Origin of the sequence: Geomonas oryzisoli (genome assembly GCF_018986915.1) — a bacterium.
Taxonomy (GTDB): Bacteria; Desulfobacterota; Desulfuromonadia; order Geobacterales; family Geobacteraceae; genus Geomonas; species Geomonas oryzisoli.
This window is the reverse complement of the sequence record NZ_CP076723.1, coordinates 1593031-1614642: the sequence shown is the minus strand read 5'-3', so window position 1 is coordinate 1614642 and position 21612 is coordinate 1593031. Positions and strand designations below refer to the sequence as shown.

Genomic DNA, 21612 nt, shown 5'->3' with positions numbered 1-21612 from the left:
GTTTGCCATGAGAGTCGCAATCAGCACAGCCAAACCGCTTGAACACGCCACCCCCGCCCTGGTCCTGGGCTGTTTCGAAGACGAGAAGGACCGGCTGTACCAGGAGTGCGACTCCGCCCTGGACGGCCTGCTGGGCCGCCTGGCGGTCAGCCGCGAGTTCACCGGCAAGAACGGGTCCGCGCGCCTTTTGCACACGCTGGGCAAGCTCCCGGCCGAGCGGCTGGTGCTGGTCGGACTGGGTAAGAAGAAGGATATGAGCGCCGAGCGCCTGCGCCAGGGGGCTGGAAACGCCGTCGCCGCGCTACGCGGTGCGCGGGTCGCCTCGTTCAGCAGCGCGCTGCAGCTCGCCGTCACCCTCCCCGACGCCACCGAAAACGCAGCCATCGGGATGCTGCTCGGCAGCTACAGCTTCGAGCAGTACAAGACCAGGGAGAAAGAGGAGCGCTTCGGCTTCGACACCATGACCGTGCTGCTCCCCTCCGACCAGGAGCAGGCGGGGCGTGAGGCGCTGGAACGCGCGCAGATCATCTGCGACGGCGTGATGCTGGCGCGCGACCTGGTCGCCCACCCCGGCAACGTGGTGACGCCGGCCTACCTCGCCCGGGCCGCCGGCGAACTGGCCGAGCGCAACGGCCTGGAGTGCCGGGTCTACGAGCTGGACGAGCTGGAACAGATGGGGATGAACGCGCTGGTCGGCGTCGGCAAGGGAGCGGCCATCCCGCCGCGCCTGATCGTCGTGCAGTACCACGGCGGCAAGGGGCGCCCGGTGGCGCTCATCGGCAAGGGGATCACCTTCGATTCCGGCGGCATCTCGATCAAGCCAGGCGCCGGCATGGAAGCGATGAAAACGGACATGGCCGGCAGCGCCGCGGTGCTGGGGACCCTGGAGGCGGCGGCACGGCTCAAGCTGCCGGTGAACCTCGTGGGGGTGATCCCGACTGCCGAGAACATGCCCGACGGCAACGCCTTCAAGCCCGGCGACGTGCTCACCTCCTGCTCCGGCACCACCATCGAAATCACCAATACGGATGCCGAGGGACGCCTGATCCTGTGCGACGCGCTCCACTTTGCCCGTAAGGAGTTCAAGCCCGCCGCCATGGTGGATCTCGCCACCCTTACCGGCGCCTGCGTGGTCGCCCTGGGGCACGAGGCAAGCGGCCTCATGGGCAACGACCAGCGCCTGGTGGACGCCCTGAAGCGGGCGGGCGACGAGACCGGCGAGAGGGTCTGGCCGCTGCCGCTTTGGGATGAGTACGGCGAGGTGATGAAGAGCGACATCGCCGACTTGAAGAACGCAGGCAGCAGGGACGGCGGTGCCATCAGCGCCGGGTGGTTTCTGAAGCAGTTCGTCGGCGACACCCGCTGGGCCCACCTGGACATCGCCGGCACGGCCTGGAACGACAAGGCCCGCCCCTACGGCCCCAAGGGCGCCACCGGCGTCGGCGTCAGGCTGCTCGTCGAGTTCCTGCAGGCACGATAAGTTGACAGTCGTGGTTATCTCCGCTGAGCAGTGCGCCGTTCCCCCCCTCCCTTGACGGGAGGGGGTCGGGGGGTGGGTGAAGCTGCGGAATGCGGCACTGATGGTCCCCTAGCCCAGCCCCTCCCCCACGAGCTTCAACCGACCACCTCGTTTGACATCCCCCTCCCCCCCGCTAATCTATAAAAGTTTTTAATTTTACCGGGCCCCGGGACCCCACCATGCCCAGAACCTTTTCCGTGATGACCTACAACGTCCACAGTTGCATCGGAACCGATCGCAAACTATCCCCGCTGCGCATCGCGGAGGTGATCGACCGGTGCAACCCGGACATCGTCGCGCTGCAGGAGCTCGATGCCGGACTGCCGCGCACCCAGATGATCGACCAGGCCCACCTCATCGCCATGACGCTGGATATGTCCTTTCACTTCCACTCCTCCATCCACTTGAAAGAGGGAGGGTACGGCAACGCGGTGCTCAGCCGCGGCGATGTCCGCCTCATCAAGGCGGGCGCGGTCCCCACCGACCCGCTGCACCCCTCGTTCGAGCGGCGCGGCGCGGTCTGGGCCGAGGTCACCCTGCGCGGTCACGCCATTCAGGTGCTGGCCACCCATTTCGGGCTCAACCGGGGTGAACGGGTTAAACAGGCACGGACCATGACCGGCCACGAATGGCTGGATCACCCGGAATGCCTGCACCCGGTGGTCCTGTGCGGCGACTTCAACGCCATGGCCGGTTCCTACGTATACCGGCTGCTGACCCGGCAGTTGCACGACGTGCAGCGCGGCGTCAAGGGGCGCCTGCCAAGGGGGACGTGGCCCTCCCAGCTCCCGTTCATACGCATCGACCACATGTTCGTCTCGCGCGACCTGAAGGTCCGCCAGGTGTGGGTACCGCGCACGCCGCTCACCAGGGTCGCCTCCGATCACCTGCCGCTGGTGGTCACGCTGGAGTTGCCATGAATATTCTGAAGGCGGGCACGAACTGCATGGGCATCTACGGCGTCGAGGAGACGGGGGTCCTGGTCGATGCTGAAGACTATTACCGCGCCTTTTATCACACGGCCCTGGCGGCACGCAGCTACCTGCTGCTGGCGGGGTGGCAGTTCGATTCGGAGGTCCGCCTGTTGCGGGGAGACGAGGAACACGGCTCGGTCGGCGACACGAGGTTCCTGCAGTTTCTGGAACGGCTCTGCCAGGCGAATCCACAGTTGAGCATCTACATCCTGGCCTGGGACTTCAGCGCCGTATTCTCCCTGGAGCGTGAGTGGTTCCAGGACATCATTTTCAACTGGACCACCAACAAGCGCATGCATTTCCGCTTCGACAGCGTCCACGCCACCGGCGCCACCCATCACCAAAAATTCGTGATCGCCGACGGCAGCGTAGCCTACCTCGGGGGGATGGACATCTGCTCGTCGCGCTGGGACGACCGCCGTCACCTCAAGGAGAACCCGGACCGGGTCGACGTCGACGGCACCAGGTACGGCTCCTACCACGACATCCAGACCTACCACACCGGAGAGGTCGTCACGGTCCTCCTCGACCTGTTCCGCCAGCGCTGGCGCGACTCCGGCGGCGGCGAACTGAGGCTCAAGCAGGCAGGTTCCTTGACGCCGTCACTCTCTGCCGGCGCCTTCCCCCTTCCCGCGAACAGGGTGGCGCTCTGCCGCACCGTGGCACGGACCCCGCTCACCGACCAGCGCGAGGTCCACGAGATCAGGCACCTCTTCGTCGACGCCATCATGGCTGCGCAGAACCTCATCTACCTTGAAAACCAGTACTTCAGCTCCCAGGTGGTGTTCTGGTCGCTGGTGGCCCGGATGAGCATGGCGGACCGCCCTCCCCTGCAGATCATCATGATGCTCCCGGACCGGCTGCCGCTCACCGAAGAACTGTTCCTGGGGCTACCCCAGATGCGCATGATCCGGGCCCTGCAGCAGGTGGCGCAGCAGACCGGGCATCGCCTGAGCGTCTATTCGTCGGCCGAGATGGACCACGGCACCAGGAAGATGACCTTCATCCACTCCAAGCTGCTCCTCGTCGACGACCGTTTCATGACCATAGGTTCCGCCAACGCCACCAACCGCAGCCTGGGGCTGGACACGGAGCTCAACGTGGCCTGGGAAGCGGGTCTGTGCGGCGGGGAAGAAGAGATGATAGGGGCGATCCGCGGCCTGCGCGCCTCCCTGCTGGCCGAGCACGCGGGTCTCCTGGGCTCGGGCGAGGATTGGCGCTTCGAGGAGGTGGAGAGCCTGAGCCGGACCCTGGAGCACCTGGCCGACGACCGCGATGCCCGCCTCTGCCGCTACCAGCCCGACACGACCTTCGAGAACAGCGACCTTCCCGACGTACTGGAGCCGATCCAGCGGGTGGTGGACCCGGAGCACCCCATGGGCAACGAATTCATCTTCGAGAGCCTCACAAAATCCGAGCTCGGATCCTTCGCAAGGGGTATATTTAAATTAAGCCAGATGATCATCGGGCTTTAATGTTCCGGGAAAGGGGGATACGACCATGACAGACGAGAAAAGGGAGACGGGAGTGGAATTGGACGATCACGCATGCGGCGTCAGGGTCTGGAGCCCGTCCTGCCAGCGCAACGTGTACACCAATGAAAGCGACAAGTACCTCTGCGCTACCTGCGGCACCATAGAGGGGTTGACCCACGAAATGCACCACGAGCACTTCCCGCACTTAAGCGGCGACTCCGACGAGATGAGCTAGCATCTCTTCAAGAGGCGCGCATAAAAAAGGGGCGGCACACAGGCCGCCCCTTTCCTTTTGTTACCGGGCAAGCTGGCTAGCGCGGCAGTCCCGGACCTGCTCCGGGTCCCACCGATTCCACCCTCGGCACCACATCGCTGAACAGCAACCGGGCGACGTCCCGCACCTCTTCGGCGCTGACCGCCGCGATCCCCTCCAGGGAGAACTCGATCGGCTCAGGCGCACCCAGAAGCGAGGTGGTGTTGGAAATCCTGCGGACCTGGGTCTCGCAGTCGTCCAGCGCCATGAGACGCGCGCAGCGGATCTGCTCCTTGGCGGCCACCAGGACCTCCTCGGTCACCTCCTCCTCGCAGAACCTCAGCACCTCGCCGTGGCAGACGTTAACCGCCTCCTGGGCCCTTTCCGGGCCGGTACCGGCGTAGATCATGAGGCCGGCGGAGTCGGTGTAGGAGGACATCATGGAGTAGACGGTGTAGGCAAGGCTCCTGCGCTCGCGCACCTCGCGGAACAGGCGCGAGTTCATTCCGCTGCCCAGCACCTGGTTGAAGACCGCCAGTTTGTGCCGGTGCTCATTCCCCGCCGGCGGCAGCGGATACCCCATGTAGAAGTGGGTCTGCTCCATGGCACGCTGGTAGTGCACGTTCTGCCCGACGGAGACCCGGTAGTCGGGGCGTGGCTTGCTGGTGCGGGGCGTGCCGGTCGGGAGCTCGCCCAAAAGGCGCTCGGCCTGCTCAACGATGCTGTCGTGCTCGACGTTCCCGGCCACCGAGACGATGGTGGCGTTGGTGAGGTAGTTGGCGAGCTTGTGCTCCATCAGGCGCCCGCGCGAGATGGCGCCGATGGTTTCCGCGGTCCCGAGGATCGGGGTGCCGAGCGGGTGCCCCTGCCAGAACCCCTGGTGGAACTGGTTGTAGATGAACCGGCTCGGGTTGTCCTGGTTCATCAGGATCTCCTGCAGCACCACGCCGCGCTCCTTCTCCACCTCCTCTTCGGGAAGCGAGGAGTGGACGAACATGTCGGCCAGTATCTCGAAGGTGGCCGGGATGATGGAGGCGAGCGAGGTGGCGTAGTAGAAGACCTCCTCCTGGCTGGTATAGGCGTTGGCCCGCGCACCGATGCTGTTGAACTCGTCGGTGATCTGGTCGGCGCTGCGGCTGGGCGTCCCCTTGAAGAGGAGATGTTCGATGAAATGGGAGGCGCCGCCGGTCTCGGGCTCCTCGTTGCGGGTGCTGCTGTCGATGCGGATGCCGATCGCTGCGCTCTGCATCCCCTGGATCTGCTGGCTGACCACCCTCACCCCGTTGGACAGCGTGCTGAGGCGAAGCTTGGGGTAAGTCGACGAAGTAGACATAAAGGCTCCTTAAAGCTACGGAATCGTTTTAGTTTGGCTGTCAGCAATTATAACAGGCGCCTTCGAGGAAAAACAGCCGCATAAAAAAAGAGGCCTGCCGGTGCCCGGCAGGCCTCTTCCCTGCTGCACTGCAGCGGTGCAGGGCTACTTGAAGTCGGCGTAGCGGGAAAGGACGAACGCCCTCTCCTTGGCGTCCTTTTCGTGGCAACCGAAGCAGTCGCGCTTGCCGTCCAACCCGGAGTTTTTGCCGTCGGGGGTGAAGCCGACGAAACGCCAGCCGCCGGTCTCCTGCGCCTTCTTGTCGCGCTGCATCATGACGATCATGGTCTTCTTGCCCGGCACCTGCTTGCCACCCTCCTCCTTGATGGAGTAGTTGACGGCGACGAAACGGCTCCCGTCCGGGTAGTTGGCGCCGCCGGCCTTGTAGGTGCCCATCGCCTTCTTGTTCACGTAGATGTAGTGGATGCCGTAGAACATCGACTTCTTGTCGGTGATGATCCTGGCTTTGCTCTTTTCCCAGCTCTCGTAGTTCCTGGGGAGCGCCCCCTGGTCGGCGGCGCAGGCAGCGCCGGCAGCACCGAGAACGGTTGCGAGGGTGAGGATGGAAATCGTTTTTTTCATGTCAGGCCTCCGAAGACGGAAAAAATGGTCCTTGCGCGGGACGGGGTGGGCGAATGATCATTCGCCCCAAAAGGGATACCACACGGGGGCATCTCCTTCAAAGCGGACATTGTAAAAATTTCATCAAATTCAGGTGCGGGCGTTGTGACCGGAGCCGGCCGGGGACCAGGGATAGTCGGCCAGATGGGCGGCGAGCTCGTCCTTGTGGTAGCGGTCCAGCTTCTGCCGGAACAGCACCAGGGCCATCACCACCGGCAGGGTGAAGATGAAGATCCCGGTGAGCCCCATCAGGTTCTCCCCGATGTAGAAGGTGACGCCGAGGTTGAAGGCGATCACGCAGAGATAGAGAAAGGGGCCGTACAGCGCGCGGTAGGGCGCCGCACCAACCCCGGCTGGGCGCTCCTTCCCGGAGCCCATGCGGTCGATCAGTTGCAACACCAGGACCAGCAGAGCACTCACCAGCCACCACCCGAAGTAGTTGGACATCGGGATGCCGAAGTGGGTGCCGACCTCGCGGTAGCCGTAGATCCGCCCCAGGAACCACCGACTCCCCTGCAGCGCCACCGGGTCGGTGACGATGTCGAGGAAGACCTGGAACAGCGAGCCGAGCAGCAGTACGGCGAAAGAGCGCCTGATGCGGCCGGTCTCGAGGAGAACGAGGTCCCCCTTCACCCGCTTGGCCGGCGCCAGGATAAGGAGGGCGGTGGCATAGCTGCAGTAGGTCAGAAATACATAGGAAAGCGAGTCGAAGAAGGGGACGCCGGCGATCCAGAGTTCGCGGTCGCGGGTCGCGTCGACGTAGTAGTACCAGCCGTAGGGAAAGCCGTTGTTGATCGAGGAAAATTCCGAGGCGAAGGCGACCAGGTAGCCGCACACGGTGAACCAGATGGTCTTTTTCCACCCCAGGTGCAGCACCGCCGCCACCAGGTAGACGGCGAAAAAGGCGAAGACGTAGGGACGCATGGTGAAGGTCCCGACCGCGATATCGAGGATGTGGGTCATGCCGGAGAACTCCTTGGCAAAAGGCGGCGTCACGCAAACGTGGGGGCGGATTGCTCCGCCCCCACGCCGCCAGCAAGTGTATTTTCGTCTTAGAACAGGGTCCCGACGATGGAGCCGAGCACCGAGATCGGGCCGGTGTCACCCAACCCCTCCATGGCGCGCTCGGCCTTTTTGAGCGTGGCGGTGGTGTCGCGGTAGAGCTGGTCCTCGTTGACCAGCTTGCCGATGGTCCCCTGGCCGGAGTTGATCTTCTGGGTGATCTCCTTCACGTTCTTGGAGGCGTCGCGCAGTTCGGTGTAGAGGCTCTCGTCGTAGACCAGCTTGCCGAGAGTCCCTTCGCCCTTGTTGATCTTGGCGGTGATGTCCTTCACGTCTTTCATGCCCGCGTTCAGGTCTTTCACCCCGCTCCTCAGGTCCTTGATCAGGGCGGAGGCGTCGTTGTACACGGTCTCGTCGTTGACCAGCTTGCCGAGCGTCCCCTCTCCCTTCTCGATCTTGGTGGAGACCACCTTGAGGCTGCTCACGGCGCTGGAGGCGTCGTCGTAGAGCTTCTTGTCGTTCAGGAGCATGGCCAGCGAGCCTTCGCCGCGGTCCATCTTGCCGGTGATGCTGCTGATGTTGGAGATGGCGTCCCTCAGGTTGCCGCGGTTCTCGTCCAGCATCCCCGACACCTTCTTGAGCACGTCCTCCTGGTTCTTGTTCAGACTGTTGATGAGGACCTTGGTGTCCTTCACCACGTCGGAGAGGTTGTCCACGATGATGTCTATGTTGGCGACATCCTTGCCGCGCACCGTCCCCCCCTCGGGGAGCAGCGCGGCGTTGGGCGAGCCGAAGGAAAGCCCCAGGAACTGCCCGCCCAGGAGGTTGGTCAGCCTCAGGCCGGCGACGGTGTCGACCTTGATGCGGGTGCCGGGTTTCACCTCGAAATCGATCTCGATCTTGTCGTTCAGGACGATGATCTTGGTGATGCGGCCGACGTCAACCCCCGCCAGGCGGACCGGGTCGCCCACCTTGAGGCCGGTGATGCTGGTAAGGTAGGTCCGGTACATGATCTTCTTTTCGAAGGGGTTCCACTTCTCCCCAACCTCGAGCAGCACGCCCAGGATGATGAGACCGAACACGAAGAACATGCCGACCTTTTTCTCTACTGACAGAGCCATATATCTCTTCCTCCGGAAACGGAAAACGTAAAAGTGCTACATGAGCAGCCTGGTCAGCACGTAGTCGGCGACCAGGATCAGCATGAACGAGAGCACGACGGACCTGGTGGTGGACTGACCGATCCCCCTGGCGCCCCCCGAAGTAGCGAAGCCGACGTAGCAGCAGACCAGGGCGATGATGCCGCCAAAGCACATGGACTTGGTGAGGCCGATGCCGATCTCCTTCATCTTGAGGGCGGCGGTGAGACTGTCATAGTAGGTCGCGTAAGAGACGAAGATCTGCGGGTGCAGGTTGCTGATCAACGCGCCGCCGATGATGCCGATCAGGTCCGAATAGAGCACCAGGGCCGGGACGCAGATGATGCAGGCGATGAAGCGCGGCATGGCGAGATAGCGCACCGGGTCGATGTCCAGCGTCTTCAGCGCGTCGATCTCCTCGTACACGGTCATGACGCCCAATTCGGCGGCCATGGCGGAGCCGCAGCGCCCGGCAACCAGGAAGCTGGTCATGACCGGACCGAGCTCGCGCACCATGGAATGGCCGACGATGGCGCCTATGATGTTCTGTCCGCCGTACTTCTGCAACTCGACGCCGGTCTGCAGGGCGAGCACCATCCCCACGAAAAAGGCCATGACCGAGGCGACGGGAAGGGTGTCCCAGCCGACGATCGCCATCTGGGTCAGGATGCTCGGGATGTTGCGGGGCGCCTCGCGTATGAAGTACACGACCTTGCCCATGAGGATGGTCATCTCCCCCAGCACCTGGTAGAAGTAGAGCACCCTCTTGCCTAGCGGTTCGAAAACTTGGGTCACTTATCCCCCCATTTCAGTCCGAAGGGGAGCCAGAAGAGGCTCAACTCCTCTTGTCCGCCATCGCGCTTCAGGCTTACCAGCCCCTTCAGGAATTTCAGCTCCCTCTCCTTGGCCGTGTCGCGGTAGGAGATGAACGGGAAGAACTCGTAGGCGAGGTCGTCGCCGCGCCGCTCATGCCAGAACAGGTTCCAAAGCAGGCTGGAGGTGGAGTTGCCCCCCTCATCCCAGCGCCTCTGGTAGATGCGCCACAACGGCGCCCAATCCTTCTCGATCCCTTCCTTGTCCAGGATCGGCTCGATCAGGGCGGGGAAGGAGAAGGAAGAGACCCCCTCGGGGCTTTTGCGATACAAAAACAGCGGCCACATGGTGGTGCGGCGCCGCTCGTTGCCGTCTTTGGGCCAGTACTCCCGGTTGTCGCGGTACAGGAAGAAGAGCACCCGGTCCTGGTCCTGCCCGAAGCTATCCGATTTGAGCTCCTCGTGCTTGTACAAGGGCCACAGGTACCAGCTCTTCTCGCCGCCGGAGAAGGTCTCGTGCGAGTAGAACGGCAGGTAGCTGTCGCTGTTCTTCTTCTCGCCGCGCACCTTGGTGATGAAAGGCCAGAAGTAGTCCACCTCTTCCTGTTTCTTGCCGCGGTCCTCGGTGTAGCCGAAGAACGGCCACAGGTAGCTGCGCGAGGTCTTCTTGGGCGAATCGGTGGCGGCGTAAAGCGGGAAGATGAACCTGCGGTGCGTCGGGTTGTCGGTGTTGAGGCCGGTGCTCTCCGAGGTGTAGAAGGGCCAGAGCACGAAGCGCTTTTCGTAGACGCCGGTCTTGTGCGACTGGCCGTACAGCGGAAAGACGTCGAAGCCGGACTCGTTCTCGCCGGAGGTGGTGGAGAAGATGGGCCAGAGGTAGTGCCTGGTGGTGGTCCCCTTCTTCACCGTGCTGCCGTAGAGCGGGAACATGACGAAGTGGTACTCGTCGCGCCAGAAGCGGTCGTAGATGTTTCCGTAAATCGGGAAGAAGGCGCGGTAATGCCCGTGCTGCCTGGAGTCACCAGCGATGTAGAACGGAAAGAGCATGGTCGACTTTTCCCGCTCCGGGTCCTCTTCCTGCTTCCGATAACTGGAGGTCCTGAACAGTTGCAGCACCTCGAAGTTGTCGGCTTCGGGGGTCTTGTCCTGGGTTGCCACCGGGTACAGGTAATAGGAAGAGGAAGCGTGATCCGCGGCGTGGCTGGTGCGGTAGAACAGCGGACGCAGGGCGATGTCCCGGTCATCCCCGTTTTTCTGGTACTTGAACAGCGGTCCGAGGATGGCGAGATTGCTGAAGCGCTCCTTCGGGCTCTCGCGGTAATCGACCAGGGGCCACAGGGTGAAGATGGTCCCCTTCTGCTCAGGCTCGGCCATCTGCTCGGCCTTCTGCTCGGCTTTCTGCCCGACCGGAGACCCACCCGCGGGTGCCGGCTGGGACTCGGGCTGCGGTTCGGCAGAAGCAACGGTTGCCAGGAATAGAAGAGCGGATAACCCGGTTATGGACGGAGTGAAACGTGTCATGTACCTCTAGCAAACGTATCTATTGTGTTGGATCCTGGATAGTAACTGCTGCAATCAGGCATAGTCAATCAAAATATAGTCTGGACGGCAGTCGCGAATGAATCTAGAGAAGCGGTATCTGGACCATTGTGGTTGCTGCGGTCTCGAACTAAAACGCCACGCGAAAGTTATGCCACTTCTTCTGGAAAAGTCCAGCATTGAAGCGAAAAAGAGCGAGGCAGGAAACGTCAGTCTCCTGCCTCGTTGAATGATGATTTGCTTTGAGAGCGTGGTCGAATCAGTACTTGCTGTCCGCGTAGTCGACCCAGCCACCGGCAAGAACCAGCGCCTTGTCGAAAGGAGAGATTTCGAACTGCATCGACTCCTCCCTGCCCCCCCCTTTGATGGTGAGGGTTGTGTTGGCGACGTCCACCTCGATGGTGGCGTCGGCGGCGCCTGCGTAGCTGAAGAGCTGGTCGATCTTCTCCGGGGAGAGCTCAATGGCCGCCATGCCGCAGTTGAACATGTTCTGGCGGAAGATCCTGGCGAATGACTGGGCGATGACCACATTGATGCCGTTCACCTCGAAAACCCAGGGGGCGTGCTCGCGGGAAGAGCCGCAGCCGAAGTTGGCGCGGGTCACCACGGCGCCGGCGCCGAAGGTCTTGTCGCTCTTGGGGTCGAAGCCCGGGAGTTTGAGGTCCTCCAGCAGGTAAGGCTTCAGGTCCTCCTTGGTGATCTCGGTGAGGTACTTGGCCGGGATGATCTCGTCGGTGTTTATGTCGCTACGGTCCAGGAAAAGGGCCGGGCCGCCAAATGTTTTCATATCTGATCTCCTAGTCTAGCGGGAGCTCCCGCATTTTCGTTGTCAGTGTGTCAATGGTCGTTCAATGGCAATGACCTGTGTCGCTGTCCATTGTCAATTGTCCATTGTCAATTGCTTACAAGTACTTGCGCGGGTCGGCAAGCTTCCCTTCGATGGCGGAGGCGGCGGCGGTTGCCGGCGAGAGCAGGTGCACCATGCCCCCCTTGCCCATGCGGCCCATGAAGTTGCGGTTGGTGGTGGAGGCGCAGACCTCCCCCTCGGCGAGGACGCCGTTGCTCATGCCCAGGCAGGCGCCGCAGGTCGGGTTGGTGACGCAGAAGCCGGCGTCCATGAAGATCTGGATCAGCCCCTCGGCGACCGCGTCCTTGTAGATCTGCGGGGTTGCCGGGGAGAGGATGCCGCGCACGGTCGGGGCGATCTTCTTCCCCTTGAGGATCTGGGCCGCCACCCTCAGGTCCTCGAGACGGCCGTTGGTGCAGGAACCGAGGTACACCTGGTCCACCGGCTGGCCGGCCATCTCGTCGATGCTCTTCACCTGGTCCGGCTTGTAGCCGAAGGTGCAGAGCGGGGCCAGGTCGGAGAGGTCGAGGTCGATCACCTTGTCGTACTCGGCGTCGGCGTCGGAGGCCCACTTGCTGTACTCGGCAACGGCCGCTTCCTTGGAAGCGAAGGAGTCGGAGATGAAGGGCCAGAGGTAGTCCACGGTGACGCGGTCGGGGGCGCAGATGCCGGAGGTGCCGCCCGCCTCGATGGCCATGTTGCACAGGGTCATCCTGGATTCCATGGTCATGGCGTCGACGATCGGCCCGCCGAACTCGATGACGCGGTCGGTGGCCCCGTTAACGGTCAACTCGCCGATGACGCGCAGAATGGCGTCCTTGGCGTAGACCCCTTTGGGGAGGGTGCCATTCAGGTTGATCCTGATGGTCTTGGGCTCGCGGAAGGCGCAGACCCCCTTCAGGATGCCGACCTCGAGGTCGGTGGTGCCGACGCCCGCGGCGAAGGCGCCGAAGGCCCCGTGGGTGCAGGTGTGGGAGTCACCCATGATCACGGTGTTGCCCGGGCGGATGAAACCCTTCTCCGGGAAGAGCGCATGGCAGACGCCGTTGGCGCCGATGTCGAAGAAGTCCTTGATATCATGGCGGCGCGCCCAGTCCCTGAGCATCTTGGCCTGGGTGGCGGTTTTGGAGTCCTTGCTCGGCGTCACGTGGTCGATGACCGCCTTGATCTTGGTGTTGTCGAAGACCCGGTCCTTGCCGCGAGCCATGAGGTCGGCGATGGCGATCGGGGTGGTGATCTCATGGCACATCACCACGTCGATACCCAACACCTTGGTTCCAGCAAAAGGCTCATCAACCAGATGGGCCGCGAATATCTTTTGAGCCGTAGTCATACCCATAAATTGCGCTTCCTTTTAAAGGTTGGAATGGTTTTTCACAGCAGCCAAGATAATAAAATAACAGCAACAAATCAAACTAATAATTGTTCAATGTTATTAAACATTTGCCTGTCGATATACCCGTGCTATAATGGCCCCCTCAATCCAACAGGGAGCCCGGTATGCAACTTCGTTTCAACAGAACAAACAATGAAATCGACCAGATGATCGATGCACTGATGGAGAAGGCCGGAGGGGTACACCACCCCGAACAGACGCGTGAGATGATCATAGCCGCGCTCAAAGCGGGACAGGATACCAGTTACCTGGCCGACCTGAAGCTTTTGAGTAACACCATGAAGGAGATGCGCTACACCACCACGGTGTTCGCGCCCTACCGCCAGAAGAAGAAAGTGACCATCTTCGGCTCGGCCCGCACCCTGCCCGAGGAGCAGATGTACCAGAAGTGCATCAAGTTCAGCCGTCTCCTCGCAGACAAAGGGTACATGATCATCACCGGCGGGGGTGGCGGCATCATGCAGGCCGGCAACGAGGGCGCCGGCAGCGAGTCTTCCTTCGCGGCCAACATCAAACTCCCCTTCGAGCAGAGCGCCAACCCGATCATGCTGAAGAACCCGCGGCTCATCACCTACAAGTACTTCTTCAACCGCAAGGTCGCTTTCGTAAAAGAATCCGACGCCATCGCCGTTTTCCCGGGTGGCTTCGGCACACTTGACGAGGCGATGGAGGTCTTCACCCTGGTCCAGACCGGCAAGACCAGTCCCAAACCGCTGGTTCTGGTCGACGACGAGGAAGGATACTGGGAGCACTTCTTCCGCTTCATCAAGGAAAGGCTGCTGGTCATGGGCTTCATCTCCGCCGAGGACTTCTCCATTTTCACCATCACCAAGAGCTACGAAGAAGCGGTCCAGGTCATCGACGACTTCTATACCAACTACCATTCTATTCGCTTCGTCAACGGCGAGCTCATCATCCGGCTTACCAAGGTTCTCACGCCCGAGCAGATCGAAATGCTTGAGAACGAGTTCCCGGAGCTGAGGTTGGAAGGGAGCCGTATCGAGCTCATTAGTGCCCGTCCCGAGGAAGCGGACGAGCCGGATCTGCTTGAACTGCCGCGCATCGCCTTCCGGTTCCACCACCAGCACTACGGGCTGCTCATAGCCTTCATTAGGAGGTTAAACACCTTTTAGGAGAGCTTCTTTGAAAAAAACGTTTTGTAAATATTTTCTTGACAAGGTTATTACACGATGTTAATTTTTATCCCAGCAGCTAGTTCTGGAAGTTTGCCGCGCCGAAAAGCCAAAGGGTTATCACCACTTTGAGCCGTTTCCAGCCCAAGAACCTTCCGGAAATTGCAGCATCAAACGTAGATCCGGCAGAGTCCCGGAGGTTAGAAAAAGGAGGCAGGAAAATGGCACAGGGCAAGGTTAAATGGTTCAACGACGCGAAAGGATTCGGCTTCATCGAGCAGGAGAACGGCGAGGACGTGTTCGTGCACTTCTCCGCCATCACCGGGGAAGGCTTCAAGTCCCTGGCTGAAGGGGAGTCTGTCTCCTTTGACGTGACCAACGGTCCGAAAGGTCTGCAGGCCGCCAACGTCAAGAAGCTGGGCTAATTAATTAGCCTCGAGCGTCAAAAGGCCCCGCCGGAATTCCGGCGGGGCCTTTTTTTGTCATCAATCCCGACACACCACAAATCTTCAACGCGTAAGACCCGTAGGGGCTAATAATCATTCGCCCCCTACCTGGGCAGAGGGGCCAGACGCCGGGGAGCCTTAGACCGCAGCAGCTTCTTGCATCTTCCCCTTCACGAAAATCACACCCCAGCGCAGCGTCACCCCAAGCACCAACAGCAGCAGCCCCAACGCCGCCGCAGGATGTTCGACCGCGAGGATAAGCGGCAGCAGCAGGCAGCGCACCCCGCTCTTCATCCACTCGTGCCGCGCGATCACCTCGGCGATGGGCGGGCTCAGCCGGTAATATGCGGCCACGAAGAGCCGGCCTGGAGCGTTGGTCATGAGGTAGCGATCGCGAAACGCCCGCAGTTCGGCCACCTTGGGATGCAGGTAGCTGCCGTAGGCCGCGGTCGCGATGAAGCACCCTCCCCCGCCGCCGCTTTTCGAGCTGCTGACGCTCTGCGCCGGGATGGCCAACCGGTTGGCGTCCAGGGCCAGCCCGTCGGTACCAAGACCGGCACCGTCGGCAACCGTGCTGTTGTCTGCCGGAAAGGCAGGAGAGACGACCACCGGACTACCCATGGCGCCGCCGTTGTTGCACACCACGAGGTAGACCGTGTCGCCGGCCCCGAAGGATGGAACCGTGATTTTCTGTCCCACGGGGTCGTACGGGTAATCCGTTACACCGAGGGTGTTGATCTCCAGTGCGGAAACGGCGACTGAGGATGACAGCCCGGTGAAGTCTATTTCCAGCGCCCCATTTATGGTTGAGGGGAGATACTTGTACACCGCGAAAGAATAGCTGGTCGGCAGTGCGTTGATCGGCGCTTGGACGGCTCCCGTCGTGGTAAAGGTCGCCGTCGGGGTGACGCTTGGTATGCGCGCTATGTCAGTCAGATGGCTCAGCCAATTTTTCAGCACCACGCGCTTGGCAAAACCGAAGAAGTTGTTCCCCAGGTTGCCTTGCAGCACGGTGTTGATCACGGGAGGTATGGGTATTTCGATACCTTGGTCGGGAGACGTCGCGCCAAGAGGAACGCCATTCTGCGCCAGCTCCCTCCACACCGCACGAATGGCGGTACGGCTCCCCTGGGTTTCGGCGAGGTACCTGTTGAAGATCCACCGACCATATTCGCTGCCGCCATCCCCTACCGCGTCAAGCCCGATGGTGGAAGTAAAGTGAAGGTAGGAATCAAGGTAGATGTAAAGCTGGTTGCCGGAGTCGTAGACTTCGTCTTCCATCCAGGTGGAGGTCATCTCGCCATAGGATGTGTCGAAATAGGCGTTCATGGCGAACTGGATGGCGTGGTGGAACTCATGCGCAGCAGTAATGCGCAGGCTGGTTATGGGAGCATACGGGCCGCCGCGTGCATTGACAAAGGCCGATGCGGTGAACGACTTGTCGATCTCGATGTAGCTCGGATAGGAAATCGATGTAGCGCCGGCGCCGTCATTTTGGGTGTAGCCGTAGACGTTCTGGGGAGCGAGATCCATGAGGTAGACGTCATAACTGGTATCCGGCGGCGCGAGGTACCCCATCTTGTTAACTTCCACATCGTAGACGTACTCGAAGACCCCGGCGACCGTTTCAACCCAGTCGGGAACACCGTTGCCGTTGTTGTCCGTGGTGTCGACGGCATTGGCGCCGGTCGTCGTGTAATGGATGGTGAAGTGCCCGTTGACAGGGGTGCAGGTCTTTTCTCCCGACAGGGTCGGCCTGGTCACGTATTTCGCCAGGGCCTTTTGCGTTTCCGATTCGAGGAGCTTCCAGTCCCTCTTCAGTCTCCTGAACAAAGGCGTGCGACACCGGTCCGCTTCGCCGGCCCCGGTGGCGCTCACGGCCTCCAGAGACTTGTACAGCGGAGACTGCTGGCCGAACTTGGCTAGATAGTAATCGTCAAGGGCGGCGGCGGAAGCGACCGCCGGAAAAAGAAGCGCGAGGCAGAGCGCGCGCACAAAACTGAGATTGATCACTAATCCACCATCCTTTTCCCCACGCGCACGGGGATGAAATTGGTCTTGCCGTTGTCGACCCGAACCTCAACCTGCTGGTTACCAACCCTGTAGCTCCCGGCCGGAAGCTCGCTGACGAAATAACCGTTGCCGTCGGTCTGAACCGGTATCGCCGACTGCCCGTCCGCCGCCGTAATGGCGATCTCCTGCATGGGCACCGGATGAAAGCCGCGTGCGGGCTTGAGCTTGCCGCCGTACGACTGTACGTAACAGATGCCGACCAAGGCGCCCGTTCCTTCATGCAGTTTCACTTCCTTGATCCGCTCCTCCCTCGTCTCGACCACCGGCACGAACCCGTCTCTCACGGCGACGAAGGGGGACAGCGGTTCAGGCCTTCCGGCCACGAACGCCGTGCCGTTGAAGTAGAAGAAGGACCAGAGCTCTATCGGCTTCTTCGCGAAGGCATGAGCAGTCAGGCAGGTAAGGCCTAAAGTCAAAGCGACAACACAAAAGCGGAGGCTACTGGGCATAGTCGTCACCTTTTATGAATCGGATGGTGTGGAAAAAGTTTTAGAGAAATGAGCTTTAAGATTACACAGTAGTAAAAACAATTACAGTAAAAAAATGTAAAGAAAAACGAAGAGGGGTACGACTGGCACCGCCGGGCAACAAAAAGCCCCGCACTCACAGTTTCAGCTGCAAGTGCGGGGCAAAAGCTCTACCACTGAGGTCACGTAGGTCCACAGAGGTCACAGAGAAAAGCAGAACAGGTTTGACCACTTTCCAGGTATTCCCTCTGTGTCCTCTGTGTTCCGCTTTTAGTTCTTTAAAGCGACTCGACGTCGCGGTCGGTGGCGAAGTAGAGCCGGTTCAGGGCGTCGATGTAGGCCTTGGCGGAGGCCTCGATGATATCGGTGGAGGAACCGCGGCCGACCACGGGATTGCGCTCACCTTCGGTGATGCGGACGGTGACTTCACCGAGCGCATCGGTGCCGCCGGTGATGGAGCCGACGTTGTACTGCAGAAGCTGCGCGTCGCGCTTGGCGAGCTTCTTGATCGCCTTCAAGGTCGCGTCGACCGGGCCGTCGCCCAGCTCCGCGGTGCGCACCTGCATGCCGTCGATCTCCATCTGCACGGTGGCGGTAGCTACGGCGAAGGACCCGCAGGTCACGGTGATGTGGGAGAGCTTGTACTTCTCGTCGATCTTCTTGGTCTGGTCGGCGACGATGGCGTCCAGGTCCTCGTCGTAGACCTCCTTTTTCAGGTCGGCGAGAGCCTTGAAGCGGGTGAAGGCCTTGTTCAGCGCTTCCTCGTCCAGATCGTGCCCCAACTCCTCGAGTCTCTTCTTGAAGGCGTGGCGGCCGGAGTGCTTGCCCAGCACCAGGGCGCTCGCCTTGAGGCCTACCGACTCCGGGGTCATGATCTCGTAGGTCGACTTGTCCATCAGCATGCCGTGCTGGTGGATGCCCGCCTCGTGGGCGAAGGCGTTGGCGCCGACGATGGCCTTGTTCTGCTGCACCGCGATGCCGGTCACCTGGGTGAGCAGACGGCTGGCCGGGGTGAGCTGCTCGGTGGCCACGTTGGTCTTGAAGGGGAGGATGTCGCCGCGGGTCCTGATGGCCATGACGAACTCCTCGAGGGAGCAGTTGCCGGCGCGCTCACCGATGCCGTTGATGGTGCACTCGACCTGCCCCGCGCCCGCCTGGACCGCGGCGATGGAGTTCGCCACGGACAACCCGAGGTCGTTGTGGCAATGCACGGAGATGACTGCGTCATCGATGTTCTTCACGTTGTCCTTCAGGTACTTGATGATGTTGAAGTACTCGAAGGGGATGGTGTAGCCGACGGTGTCGGGGATGTTTACCACGCTGGCGCCCGCATCGATGACGGCCCCCACCACCTCGGCCAGGAACTTGAGATCGGTGCGCACGGCGTCCTCGCAGGAGAACTCGACGTTCGCGGTGTAGGAGCGAGCCCTCTTCACCCCTTTTACCGCCGCCTCCAGCACCTGGGCCGGGGTCATCTGCAGCTTGTACTTCATGTGGATGTCGGAGGTGGCGATGAAGGTGTGGATGCGCCCCTTGTCTTCGGCGTACTTCAGGGCCTCCCAGGCGCGATCGATGTCCTTGAAACCGGCGCGGCAAAGGCCGGCGATCTCCGGCCCCTTGATGGACTGGGCCACCTTTTTCACCGCCTCAAAATCCCCCTCGGAGGCGATCGGGAAACCCGCCTCGATGACGTCCACGTTCAGTTTCTGGAGCTGCTTGGCAAGGCGGAGTTTCTCCTCGATGTTCATGCTGGCGCCCGGGGACTGCTCCCCGTCTCTGAGTGTGGTGTCAAAGATCTTGATGGTCTTCGGTTCCGTGTTGTTCACTTGCGCGTCCCCCTTGTGTGGTTGTGCTGCCTCGTTAGCCTGCCAAAAGAAGAAGCAGGCCGAAATAAAAAAAGCCTCCGCCCCAGCAAGGGGCGAAGGCTTTCGAAAGCTTCCGCGGTACCACCCTCATTCATCCGTCAACGACGGACCTCTTACGCCCTTTACGCGGGCCGACGGCAACGGCTAGAAACGGCGTCCCTTTCCCTATCAGGAATAGAACGGTCGTTCTTCACCGCAACGGCTCAGAGGCGAGTTCACCTGCTTCCTCACCGGTTTGCACCAACCACCGGCTCTCTGTAGGGGAAGGAAAGGCTACTACTCCTCGTCAACGCCTTTAGTTTCGGGAGATAATAGAAAAGGCGCCGACGCCTGTCAAGCGCTTTTTGTTTTATTTTTGCGAGACACGAACTAAAACGGCGTTGCCGCAAGGACAACGCCGTGATCTTTTGGCATCGCGAAACCCGAATTTGACGTCGCGGCACTCGGTGAGTTTTTTTAACCTAGAACGTAGAACGGTTTCTAAGTTCAGTGGTTCTTCTTCACCTCGTGTCCGCGGTGCATGGCGCGCTCCAGTCGGCGCCGCCGCGGGTAGGTGATCACGAAGCCGATCGGACCGGAGAGAATGTAGCAGATGAAAATGGTGAAGAGCATGATCACCGGCTCGGCCGCGATGACGATGAGGAGCAGCACCGCCAGCACCAGGAGGGCGAAGGGCTGCCGCTTGATCAGGCTCGGGTCCTTGAAGGAGTAGTACTTGACATTGCAGACCATAAGCAAGGCCAGGAAGTAGATCAGCACCAGGATGGCGAGCTTGTTGTACGATGCGGGCCACCCCATGTGGTAGAAGAAGAGCACCGTGGCGGACACCATGCTGGCCGCGGCCGGCGTGGGGAGGCCGACGAAACGCTTGCTCTCCACCGTCTCCACCTGGACGTTGAAGCGCGCAAGCCTCAGCGCCGCACAGGCGAGGAACAGGAACCCGGCCAGCCATCCCAGACGCCCGAACGGCTTCAAGGCCCAGCAGTACATGAGCAGCCCCGGCGCCGCCCCGAAGGAGACCACGTCGGCCAGGGAGTCGAACTCGACGCCGAACTTGCTCGCGGTGCCGGTCAGGCGCGCCACCTTGCCGTCCAACCCGTCGAAGATGGACGAGGCGAGGATCCACAACGCTGCGGTCCGGTAATCACCGTTCACGGTGGACACCATGCAGTAAAAGCCGGCAAACAGGCTCCCGGCGGTGAACAGGTTGGGGAGGATGTAGATCCCCTTGCGCATCCCTTCCCTTTCTACTCTCGGTTTCTCTTCGCTCACGGCAGTTTCCCCAGTACGGTTTCACCGGCAACGGTCATCTGGTTCATGGCAACGTCTATCCGCGTCCCCAGCGGCAGGTACACGTCCAGCCGCGAGCCGAACCGGATCAGGCCGTAGCGGCGCCCGCGGGTCAGTTGATCCCCCACCTTGGCGTAGCAGATGATGCGGCGTGCGATCAACCCGGCAACCTGCACCACCACCATCCGTAAGCCGGTTGCCGATTCCAGCACCAGCCCCTGCTGCTCGTTCTCGAAGGTCGCGCGCTCGTCACGCACATCGTAGAACTTCCCCTTGTTGTAGAAGGAGTCGATGACCTTGCTGGTAATGGGAGCGCGGTTTATGTGCACGCTGAAGACGGACATGAAGATGCTGATCTTCTCCATCTCGGCGCCGGTGTGGGGCTCTATCACCTTGCCGAGGAAAATCACTTCGCCGTCGGCGGGAGCCACCACCACGTCTTCACCCGGGGGAGTGACGCGTTCGGGGTTTCTGAAGAAGAAGACGGAGAACAGGGCGAGCAACACGAACAGTGCCGCGGGGATGAAAAAGCCGAAATGCAGGAACTGACCAAGCAGCGCCAGCAGGGCCGCGACTGCGGCGAAACCGGCGATGAACGGGTACCCCTCGACTGCGACGGGGGTATTTGTGTTGCGCATCTAGTACCTCTTGTTAAGTAGTCGTGCGGGAACTGCGGGAGCCAGTGAGGCCGCCCGCGGAACCTGGACAGAAAAAGGCCGTTTCCGGGCCCCTGCGCACCAAAGCGGGAGTATAGCCCGAAAACGGCCTTTCATGCAATGAAAAGAAGCTGCTACCCCTTCCAGGCCTTGGCGCCGCGGCCGATGACAACGGGCCCGGTGCTGACCAGCTCCTTAAGTCCCAGCGGCCGCAGCAGCTCCACCATGGCGCTTACCTTGGCCGGGGCGCCGGTCGCCTCCAGGGTGTAGGACTTCGGGGTCACGTCGATGACCTTGGCGCGGAAGATGTCGGCGATCCTCAGCACCTCGGCGCGGCTTTGCTCCTCCGCGGAAACCTTGACCAGCACCATCTCGCGCTCGATGGCGTGCTCCGGTTCGAAGTCGATCACCTTGATCACGTCGATCAGCTTGTTGAGCTGCTTGGTGATCTGCTCGATGATCTGCTCGTCGCCGCGGGTCACCAGGGTGATGCGGGAGAGGGCCTCGTCGTTGGTGGGGGCCACGGTGAGCGAATCTATGTTAAAGCCGCGTCCGGAAAAAAGTCCGACCACGCGGGAGAGAACGCCGAACTCGTTCTCGACCAGAACTGCTATCGTATGTCTCATAAAACCCTCCAAAGGCAATTGACAATTGACAATGAACAATTGACAACGCGCTTGTTGAACAGTGTCAGTTGCAGTGGCAGTAAGTTGATTCGTAGAGCGATGACTGT

General features: G+C 61.2%; 20 protein-coding genes and 1 other annotated feature. Of the genes, 6 read left to right on the top strand and 14 right to left on the bottom strand.

The window, feature by feature from the left end:
• Positions 1-7: 7 nt before the first annotated feature.
• From KP004_RS07160 to KP004_RS07145, 4 genes are all read left to right on the top strand, one after another.
• Positions 8-1480, top strand: a complete 1473-nt coding sequence (locus KP004_RS07160) for a leucyl aminopeptidase (protein WP_216801651.1) — start codon at positions 8-10, stop codon at positions 1478-1480.
• Positions 1481-1698: 218 nt separating this feature from the next.
• Positions 1699-2439, top strand: coding sequence for an endonuclease/exonuclease/phosphatase family protein (locus KP004_RS07155; RefSeq protein WP_216801650.1), 741 nt, complete (start codon positions 1699-1701; stop codon positions 2437-2439).
• Positions 2436-3968 (top strand): phospholipase D-like domain-containing protein, encoded by a 1533-nt coding sequence (locus tag KP004_RS07150; RefSeq protein WP_216801649.1) that lies wholly within the window; start codon positions 2436-2438, stop codon positions 3966-3968. The genes KP004_RS07155 and KP004_RS07150 overlap by 4 nt, the downstream gene beginning before the upstream one ends.
• A gap of 25 nt (positions 3969-3993) precedes the next feature.
• A complete protein-coding gene (locus KP004_RS07145) occupies positions 3994-4203 on the top strand; it encodes a hypothetical protein (RefSeq protein ID WP_216801648.1) in 210 nt (69 codons plus the stop codon).
• Positions 4204-4279: 76 nt separating this feature from the next.
• Here KP004_RS07145 and KP004_RS07140 read toward each other — a convergent pair whose 3' ends face one another.
• From KP004_RS07140 to KP004_RS07105, 8 genes are all read right to left on the bottom strand, one after another.
• Positions 4280-5554, bottom strand: a complete 1275-nt coding sequence (locus tag KP004_RS07140; protein ID WP_216801647.1) for a M16 family metallopeptidase — start codon at positions 5552-5554, stop codon at positions 4280-4282.
• A 144-nt stretch (positions 5555-5698) separates the two neighbouring features.
• Positions 5699-6175 (bottom strand): cytochrome P460 family protein, encoded by a 477-nt coding sequence (locus KP004_RS07135; RefSeq protein WP_216801646.1) that lies wholly within the window; start codon positions 6173-6175, stop codon positions 5699-5701.
• Positions 6176-6304: 129 nt separating this feature from the next.
• On the bottom strand, positions 6305-7177 hold the full coding sequence (locus KP004_RS07130; RefSeq protein ID WP_216802426.1) for a carotenoid biosynthesis protein: 873 nt from the start codon (positions 7175-7177) through the stop codon (positions 6305-6307).
• 89 nt (positions 7178-7266) lie between these two features.
• Positions 7267-8337, bottom strand: coding sequence for an MlaD family protein (locus tag KP004_RS07125; protein WP_216801645.1), 1071 nt, complete (start codon positions 8335-8337; stop codon positions 7267-7269).
• Between the two features lie 36 nt (positions 8338-8373).
• A complete protein-coding gene (locus KP004_RS07120; RefSeq protein WP_199389763.1) occupies positions 8374-9150 on the bottom strand; it encodes an MlaE family ABC transporter permease in 777 nt (258 codons plus the stop codon).
• Positions 9147-10688 (bottom strand): hypothetical protein, encoded by a 1542-nt coding sequence (locus KP004_RS07115; RefSeq protein WP_239026974.1) that lies wholly within the window; start codon positions 10686-10688, stop codon positions 9147-9149. The genes KP004_RS07120 and KP004_RS07115 overlap by 4 nt, the downstream gene beginning before the upstream one ends.
• A 277-nt stretch (positions 10689-10965) precedes the next feature.
• Positions 10966-11493 (bottom strand): 3-isopropylmalate dehydratase small subunit, encoded by a 528-nt coding sequence (locus KP004_RS07110; protein WP_216801644.1) that lies wholly within the window; start codon positions 11491-11493, stop codon positions 10966-10968.
• Positions 11494-11608: 115 nt separating this feature from the next.
• On the bottom strand, positions 11609-12892 hold the full coding sequence (locus KP004_RS07105) for a 3-isopropylmalate dehydratase large subunit (RefSeq protein WP_216801643.1): 1284 nt from the start codon (positions 12890-12892) through the stop codon (positions 11609-11611).
• A gap of 161 nt (positions 12893-13053) precedes the next feature.
• Between KP004_RS07105 and KP004_RS07100 the strand changes: the two genes are divergently transcribed.
• Positions 13054-14082 carry an LOG family protein gene (locus KP004_RS07100; protein ID WP_216801642.1) on the top strand — a complete coding sequence of 343 codons (1029 nt, stop codon included), beginning with the start codon at positions 13054-13056 and terminating at the stop codon, positions 14080-14082.
• Between the two features lie 221 nt (positions 14083-14303).
• The gene (locus KP004_RS07095) at positions 14304-14507 is read left to right on the top strand and encodes a cold-shock protein (RefSeq protein ID WP_183350568.1); all 204 of its coding nucleotides are present in this window, start codon (positions 14304-14306) and stop codon (positions 14505-14507) included.
• A 159-nt stretch (positions 14508-14666) separates the two neighbouring features.
• On the opposite strand, the gene KP004_RS07090 is transcribed toward KP004_RS07095, so the two are convergent.
• From KP004_RS07090 to ilvN, 6 genes are all read right to left on the bottom strand, one after another.
• On the bottom strand, positions 14667-16541 hold the full coding sequence (locus KP004_RS07090) for an MXAN_6640 family putative metalloprotease (RefSeq protein ID WP_216801641.1): 1875 nt from the start codon (positions 16539-16541) through the stop codon (positions 14667-14669).
• Entirely contained in the window at positions 16541-17050 is a 510-nt protein-coding gene (locus tag KP004_RS07085) for a peptidase associated/transthyretin-like domain-containing protein (RefSeq protein ID WP_216801640.1), read from the bottom strand. The genes KP004_RS07090 and KP004_RS07085 overlap by 1 nt, the downstream gene beginning before the upstream one ends.
• Positions 17051-17346: 296 nt before the next feature.
• A complete protein-coding gene (locus KP004_RS07080) occupies positions 17347-18894 on the bottom strand; it encodes a 2-isopropylmalate synthase (protein WP_216801639.1) in 1548 nt (515 codons plus the stop codon).
• An 85-nt stretch (positions 18895-18979) separates the two neighbouring features.
• Positions 18980-19232 (bottom strand) — a binding site (T-box leader).
• Positions 19233-19419: 187 nt separating this feature from the next.
• Positions 19420-20169: a CDP-diacylglycerol--serine O-phosphatidyltransferase gene (gene pssA / locus KP004_RS07075; RefSeq protein ID WP_216802424.1), complete on the bottom strand. Its 750-nt coding sequence runs from the start codon at positions 20167-20169 to the stop codon at positions 19420-19422.
• A gap of 32 nt (positions 20170-20201) precedes the next feature.
• On the bottom strand, positions 20202-20861 hold the full coding sequence (locus KP004_RS07070) for a phosphatidylserine decarboxylase family protein (RefSeq protein ID WP_216801638.1): 660 nt from the start codon (positions 20859-20861) through the stop codon (positions 20202-20204).
• Between the two features lie 152 nt (positions 20862-21013).
• Entirely contained in the window at positions 21014-21505 is a 492-nt protein-coding gene (ilvN, locus tag KP004_RS07065) for an acetolactate synthase small subunit (RefSeq protein WP_199389755.1), read from the bottom strand.
• Positions 21506-21612: the final 107 nt, after the last annotated feature.